Origin of the sequence: Flavobacterium sp., assembly GCF_035760125.1 — a bacterium.
Lineage (GTDB): Bacteria > Bacteroidota > Bacteroidia > Flavobacteriales > Flavobacteriaceae > Flavobacterium.
On record NZ_DASTTN010000099.1, the window covers coordinates 1 to 7,395 of the forward strand.

General features: G+C 36.7%; 8 protein-coding genes. 7 read left to right on the forward strand and 1 reads right to left on the reverse strand.

Going from position 1 to position 7,395, the window contains the following annotated elements:
• The 6 genes from VFS71_RS03970 to recA form a co-directional block, all read left to right on the forward strand.
• On the forward strand, positions 1–647 hold a 647-nt coding region (locus VFS71_RS03970; protein ID WP_326399507.1), incomplete at its 5' end, for an AraC family transcriptional regulator.
• 101 nt (positions 648–748) lie between these two features.
• Positions 749–1,762, forward strand: a complete 1,014-nt coding sequence (gene hemH, locus VFS71_RS03975) for a ferrochelatase (protein WP_326399509.1) — start codon at positions 749–751, stop codon at positions 1,760–1,762.
• Positions 1,763–1,768: 6 nt separating this feature from the next.
• A complete protein-coding gene (locus VFS71_RS03980) occupies positions 1,769–2,323 on the forward strand; it encodes a CopD family protein (protein WP_326399510.1) in 555 nt (184 codons plus the stop codon).
• Between the two features lie 59 nt (positions 2,324–2,382).
• Entirely contained in the window at positions 2,383–3,798 is a 1,416-nt protein-coding gene (locus VFS71_RS03985) for a HAMP domain-containing sensor histidine kinase (protein ID WP_326399511.1), read from the forward strand.
• Positions 3,799–3,808: 10 nt separating this feature from the next.
• On the forward strand, positions 3,809–4,591 hold the full coding sequence (locus tag VFS71_RS03990) for an enoyl-CoA hydratase/isomerase family protein (RefSeq protein WP_326399512.1): 783 nt from the start codon (positions 3,809–3,811) through the stop codon (positions 4,589–4,591).
• Positions 4,592–4,910: 319 nt separating this feature from the next.
• Positions 4,911–5,930 (forward strand): recombinase RecA, encoded by a 1,020-nt coding sequence (recA, locus tag VFS71_RS03995; RefSeq protein ID WP_326399513.1) that lies wholly within the window; start codon positions 4,911–4,913, stop codon positions 5,928–5,930.
• Between the two features lie 63 nt (positions 5,931–5,993).
• On the opposite strand, the gene VFS71_RS04000 is transcribed toward recA, so the two are convergent.
• Positions 5,994–6,761 carry a lysophospholipid acyltransferase family protein gene (locus VFS71_RS04000; RefSeq protein ID WP_326399514.1) on the reverse strand — a complete coding sequence of 256 codons (768 nt, stop codon included), beginning with the start codon at positions 6,759–6,761 and terminating at the stop codon, positions 5,994–5,996.
• Between the two features lie 103 nt (positions 6,762–6,864).
• Here VFS71_RS04000 and trpS point away from each other — a divergent pair.
• Positions 6,865–7,395 (forward strand): tryptophan--tRNA ligase (trpS, locus tag VFS71_RS04005; RefSeq protein WP_326399515.1); only part of this gene is annotated, 531 nt, incomplete at its 3' end.

Here is a 7,395-nt window from a genome sequence, read left to right on the forward strand (position 1 = left end):
CACTGAATTTAGAACTCGCTCCAAATTCATGGGTTATTTCCGTTATTGTATCGATCAAGAAATTTCACGCGTTGTTTTCCGCAGAAGCAGATTATATTACTTTTTTAAGTCCTGATAATAAGGACAAAAAATATTATAACGAAGGAAATATTAGTCCTTCAATGGCTATTGTGCTAAGTCAGTTGTTTCATTACAACCTTCATCCATCCATAAAAAACCTTTATTATAAAGGAAAAGGATACGAATTGTTGAGTTTGTATTTTAATCGCACCGAAGATCCAAACGCAGAACAATGTCCGTTTTTGATTGATGAAGAAAACGTGTACAAAATCAAAAAAGCCAAAGAAATCATCATTGCCAATATGGCTGAACCACCAGGTTTACAGGAACTGGCAGACGAAATTGGTTTAACCTTGAAGAAACTCAAAATGGGTTTCAAGCAAATTTATGGCGACACTGTTTATGGCTATCTTTTTGATTACAAAATGGATTATGCGCGCCAATTGCTTGATAGCGGTTCTTATAATGTTAATGAAGTGGGATTGAAGATTGGGTACAGCACCGGAAGTCATTTTATAGCGGCCTTCAAAAAGAAATTTGCCACTACCCCAAAGAAATATCTGATGTCAATTAATTCGAATCTTTAGCTAAAATCAGATTTCTATATTAAACAATAATTAAAAAATAGTTAACTCCAATTTATCCAAAAGTAGGTTTAGCTACTTTTGAAACTTCAAAAAAACAAGAAATGAAAGGCGTATTATTAATCAATTTAGGTTCTCCAGAAAGTCCAACCCCAAAAGATGTAAAACCCTATTTAGATGAATTTCTAATGGACAAATACGTGATTGATGTTCCATATTTGTTGAGAGCATTACTAGTTCGTGGCATAATCTTAAGAAACAGACCTGAAAAAGCTTCTGCCGCTTACGCAAAAGTATGGACGGACGAAGGTTCGCCTCTTGTGGTAATTTCCAAAAGAATGCACAAAAAAGTGAAACCGCTGGCCAATGTTCCGGTAGCTTTGGCAATGCGTTACGGAAATCCTTCCTTGATGGCAGGCCTTCAGGAATTGCAGGACAAAGGCGTTACCGAAGTATTGCTTTTTCCTTTGTATCCGCACCACGCGATGTCTTCCACGGTTACCGTTCTTGACAAGGCAGAAGAAATCAGAAAAAAGCATTTCCCTAATATGAAATTCTCTTCTGTTCCCGCATTTTACAACAAACCGGATTACATCAAAAACCTTTCAGATTCTATCCAAAAATACTTGAACGGATTTGATTACGACCATCTTTTATTCTCTTATCACGGACTTCCGGAGCGTCATATTCGCAAAACCGATGTAACCAAATCACATTGCAAAATTGACGGTTCTTGTTGTAATACACCATCACCTGCACATGAGTTTTGTTACCGTCACCAATGTTATGAAACTACAAAATTGGTCGTAAAAGCGCTTGGAATTCCTGAAGGCAAATACAGCCAAACCTTTCAATCGCGTTTGGCGGGAGATAAATGGTTGGAACCCTACACTGATGTAGAAGTGAACAAACTTCCCGAGAAAGGAATTAAGAATTTAGCCATTGTAACTCCTGCTTTTGTTGCTGATTGTTTGGAAACCCTGGAAGAAATCGCAATGGAAGCCAATCATCAATTTAAAGAGCACGGAGGCGAAAATTTCTTAGCAGTTCCTTGCTTGAACGATGATGACGAATGGTGTGCCACGGTAAGTAAATGGATTAATGACTGGGCAAAATAATATTTTATGGAAATCTATAATTACCTCAAATCCCTACATCTCATCTTTGTAATCACTTGGTTTGCTGGTTTGTTTTATATCGTAAGGTTGTTTGTGTATCAAATAGAAGCCGCTGATAAAACCTCACCCGAAAAAGAAATTCTTCAAAAACAATATAAAATTATGGCATACCGATTGTGGTATATCATCACTTGGCCATCGGCCGTATTGGCTAGTATTTTTGCATTTTGGATGCTGTTTTTTACCGACTTGGGAACTGCTTGGTTAAAAATGCCTTGGATGCATGTAAAACTTGGCTTCGTTTTTGTGCTGTATTTATATCATTTAAAATGTCAACAAATTTTTAGTCAATTGCAAAGGGATGAAGTAAAATATACCACCAATTTCATGCGCTTGTGGAATGAGATTGCCACCATAATTTTATTCGCAGTTGTGTTTTTGGTTGTATTAAAAAATGCAGTGAATTGGATTTATGGAGTAATCGGTATTTTCTTGTTTTCGATTACTATTATGCTAGGTTTTAAATTTTACAAAAGGATTAGGGAGCGAAATAAATCGTAATTATGCTTAGATATTTTAAGATTCCTATAATTTCATTACGTGTTAGAATCTTTCTTTCAATGGTTGTATTAATCATTGCAACTTCCCTTTTGCTTATAACCATTTCCATCTTTCAATACAAAACTGTCGCCAAAGAATACAATCAAAAGCGAATTGAAAACATGGAGTTTTATGTAAAAAAGCATATCAATTATATGCTTTCCAATACTACATATCCTTTGACAGATGACAATATTAAATTAATCTTCAAAGATAAAATTCACGAAATATCCGATATTCAAAATGCTGAAATACAAATATATTCTTTGGATGGAAAATTACTAAAATCCTCCAAAGAATCCTTTTCGGTAGCGACACAATCTCCAATAATATCAAAATTCATCGTGCGCTTGGTCAATGCCTCTATTGACAAAAGATTTGTCGAAGTCAAAACCATCAATGGCATAAAATATCGCTCTTCGTACAGTCTCATAAAAAATAAAAAATTCAAACCTATTGGAATTCTAAAATTACCCAACGTTCCCGATGATGGCTATTATGAAAAAAAATTAAACAATTTCTTGGTTAGCTTGACACAGGTATATGCTCTTATGATTGCTTTAGCTTTTGGATTGGCTTATTTGCTTTCTTCCTTTATCACCAAACCCATCTATGATTTTGCTGAAAAATTAAGAGAAACCAGTTTGAACCAAAAGAATGAAAAAATACCTTTTTCGGCCAAAATTAAAGAGATTAATATGCTGTTGCATGCTTACAACAGGATGATTGAAGAACTCGAAAGAAACGCCATAAAACTAGCACAAAACGAACGGGATCTCGCGTGGAGGGAAATGGCCAAGCAGGTGGCACACGAAATCAAAAATCCGCTAACGCCGATGCGACTTACTATTCAGAGTTTTCAGCGAAAGTTTCACCCAGAAGATCCGAATATTAAACAGAAATTAAACGATTTCTCGGAATCCTTAATTCAGCAAATAGACACGATGAGTGCCGTTGCATCTGCCTTTTCTGATTTTGCTTCCATGCCTGCCCAACAAAACGAACTGCTGAATGTAGTTGAAGTGGTAGAACTGACCTTGGATATTTTTCATGAAGATTATATTGTTTTTGAATGCTCCGAAAAAGATATTATTTCCAAAATTGACCGTACGCAGCTCATTCGCGTAATTACCAATTTGGTAAAAAATGCCATGCAGGCCATTCCTGAAGACCAAGAAACCAAAATGATATTGGTTACCATAGAACGAATAAAAAAAGAAGTCATTATTACGATAAAAGACAATGGAACTGGAATAAGTCCTGAACATATCGACAACATCTTTGAACCCAAATTCACTACCAAAAACAGCGGAATGGGTTTAGGCCTTGGAATTATAAAAAACATCATCGAAAACTACAACGGAACAATTACCTTTGAATCTAAATTTGGAAGAGGTACTATTTTTACGGTTACCCTACCCATCATTAACTCATAACCAAAACACAATGAACTACGACAATCTTTTAATTACAGTGGAAAACAACATTGCAACAGTTGTTATCAACAGACCAACCAAACTAAATGCTTTGAATATTGCAACAATCAATGACTTGCACAAAGCCATAAAAGTATTGGGTAAAAACAAAGAAATTCAAGTTATTATACTTACGGGTAGCGGAGAAAAAGCCTTCGTTGCAGGTGCAGATATTTCAGAATTTGCCCATTTCACCATCGAAGAAGGAACACAATTGGCTTTTCAGGGGCAAGAACTGCTTTTTAATTTTATCGAAAACCTAAAAACCCCAGTTATAGCAGCCGTTAATGGATTTGCATTGGGAGGCGGACTGGAATTGGCCATGGCCTGTCATTTTAGAGTAGCCTCAGACAATGCCAAAATGGGACTTCCGGAAGTTTCGCTTGGAGTAATTCCAGGATATGGTGGAACGCAACGTTTACCACAATTGATTGGTAAAGGCCGTGCAATGGAAATGATTATGACCGCCGGAATGATAACTGCCGATGAAGCCAAACAATACGGATTGGTGAATCACGTAGTTCCTCAAGCCGAATTAATTGAATTTTGCACTGGAATTGCCCAAAAAATAATAAAAAATTCACCTTTTGCGATTGGTAGAGCCATAAAAGCCATCAACGCTAATTATACAGAAGGAAAAAACGGTTATGAGACCGAAATCAAAAACTTTGGAAAATGTTTTGGAACTGAAGATTTCAACGAAGGAACGAAAGCATTTTTGGAGAAAAGAAAAGCTGTTTTTACAGGGAAGTAATTATAAATCAACAGATTATTTGTTTTAATACGACCGCGTGAGGGATTACTTCACTATACATTTATTTTCATAGGTGTTCAGTGAACTTCGTTTGAAGCTAGCTACCGAAGTAGCGCGGATAGCCCGACCCTGTTGCGTAAAGGAAGCGAATAACCGCTCAGATAAGTAGCCTCCTTTACGCAACGGGGTCACGCCCAAATGATAAAAAAAACAACTTTTGCTACTTCGAAAAAAAGGAGTATTTTTACGAAAATTATATAAAAATGATCCCTTATTTTGAAGAAAATAAAGGAAAACCGAATAAACAAAAGAAATAGAGATGAAAGAAAAAAGCAGTTCAGACAAAGAAGCTAAGTTGAAAGCGTTACAGCTTACACTTGACAAATTAGACAAAACCTACGGAAAAGGAACTGTAATGAAAATGGGCGACAAAGCCATAGAGGAAGTGGAAACGATTTCATCTGGGTCTTTGGGAGTTGATTTGGCTTTGGGAGTTGGTGGTTATCCAAAAGGAAGAATTATAGAAATCTACGGACCAGAATCATCTGGTAAAACAACTTTGACACTTCATGCAATTGCAGAAGCTCAAAAAGCAGGAGGAATTGCTGCTTTTATTGATGCGGAGCATGCTTTTGATAGAAATTATGCTGAGAAATTAGGAGTTGATATCGAAAACCTAATCATTTCGCAACCGGATAACGGGGAACAAGCACTTGAAATTGCCGAAAACCTGATTCGTTCTGGAGCAATTGACATCGTGGTTATTGACTCGGTTGCTGCATTGACGCCTAAGAGTGAAATTGAAGGTGAAATGGGAGATTCCAAAATGGGTCTTCACGCTCGTTTAATGTCACAAGCATTAAGAAAATTGACGGGAACGATCAGCAAAACAAATTGTACTGTATTTTTCATCAACCAATTGAGAGAAAAAATCGGTGTAATGTTTGGAAATCCTGAAACTACTACCGGTGGTAACGCCTTGAAGTTTTATGCTTCGGTACGTTTGGATATTCGTCGTTCTACACAAATTAAAGATGGTGAAAACGTTTTGGGTAACCGAACTAAAGTGAAAATCGTTAAAAACAAAGTGGCTCCACCATTTAAAGTAGCTGAATTTGACATCATGTACGGTGAGGGAATCTCGAAAACAGGTGAGATACTTGACCTTGCGGTAGAATTTGAAATTATCAAAAAAGCGGGTTCTTGGTTCAGTTACGGTGAAACCAAGCTTGGACAAGGCCGTGATGCAGTTAAATCATTGATTAAGGACAATCCGGAATTGGCAGATGAACTGGAAGCGAAAATCAAAAATCACATCAAGGAATTAGCCGAAGCATAAAAACAGAAAAGACCGTCTCGTTCCAAAAAACGAGACGGTCTTTTTTATTTACTTATTTTTTATTTACTTATTTGATGATTCATCAAGCTTTTTAAAAGCCATTAATTCATTGTAAATTAAGTTACGTACGTGCTCCTTTACTTCTTTTCGATCCAATGGTTCTCCTTTATCCGAAACTGTTTCAACCAAAGGCAAAATCTTAACACGCATTAGACCCGGACTGCCGCTATAGAAAGTGTACGACAATCTCTTCTTATTATCCGGAAAAACGAGAGGAACTATGGGTAAATGATGTTCTACCGCCAAACGGAAAGCTCCATCCTTGAAATGATCCAAAAAGATAGTCTCATCATGTGGCACTCCTCCCTCTGGGAAAATACAGATACTTAATCCTCTATCAATTCTTTTTTGAGCTTCATTGAACACTTCCATTCTGCTTTTAGAACAACTTCTGTCTACAAGAATACTGGTTCTTTTATAGAAAAAACCAAATAATGGAATTTTGGCAAGCGACATTTTTCCAACAAAAACAAAAGGATTGTCCACTGCAGCAAGCATTAGCATAATATCCGACATGGAAGTATGATTGGCCACAAACATATAACTTTTCTTGTGATCCAATTTTTGGACTTTCTCAATTTTATAATAAAAACCCATTCCAAAAAGCACACATTTGGCCCAAATACGGGACATTTTAAAAAAATAGGGATAACCTCTTTCGGTCAATATGGAAGCTACCAAAAAAGGAAGCATAATCAGGATGGGTATGAGCATAACCACATAAAACCAAACCCGCCAAACGGCCCAAAATATCTTTTTTACACTTTTCATAAAGTCAAAAGTAAGGAAACTTGCGGAAAATTTAGCAAAAGAATTAACTTTGCGGTCAAATATTACATCACCATACAATCATACGAGATTTAAACAAATAAAAATGGCAAAAATACTTACAGGCGTTCAAAGTACAGGAACTCCGCATTTAGGAAACCTATTGGGCGCAATTATACCTGCAATCGAACTGTCGAATAAACCAGAAAATGAATCTTTCCTTTTTATAGCCGATTTGCATTCCATTACACAGATAAAAGATGGCGAAACACTAAGAGCCAATACCTATAGTACTGCAGCCGCTTGGTTGGCTTGTGGTTTGGACATCGAGAAAGTGGTTTTTTATCGTCAGTCGGATGTGGCACAGACTGCAGAATTGTCTTGGTATTTGAGCTGTTTTTTTCCTTTTCAGCGTTTAACATTGGCTCACTCTTTCAAAGACAAAGCCGATCGATTGGAAGACGTTAATGCTGGTTTGTTTTCATATCCAATGTTAATGGCTGCCGATATCTTATTATACGATGCCGAACTTGTTCCCGTTGGAAAAGACCAATTACAGCATTTGGAAATTACCCGTGATGTAGCCTCGAGATTCAACTTCCAAATGGGGGAAACCTTTGTAATTCCAGAAGCTAAA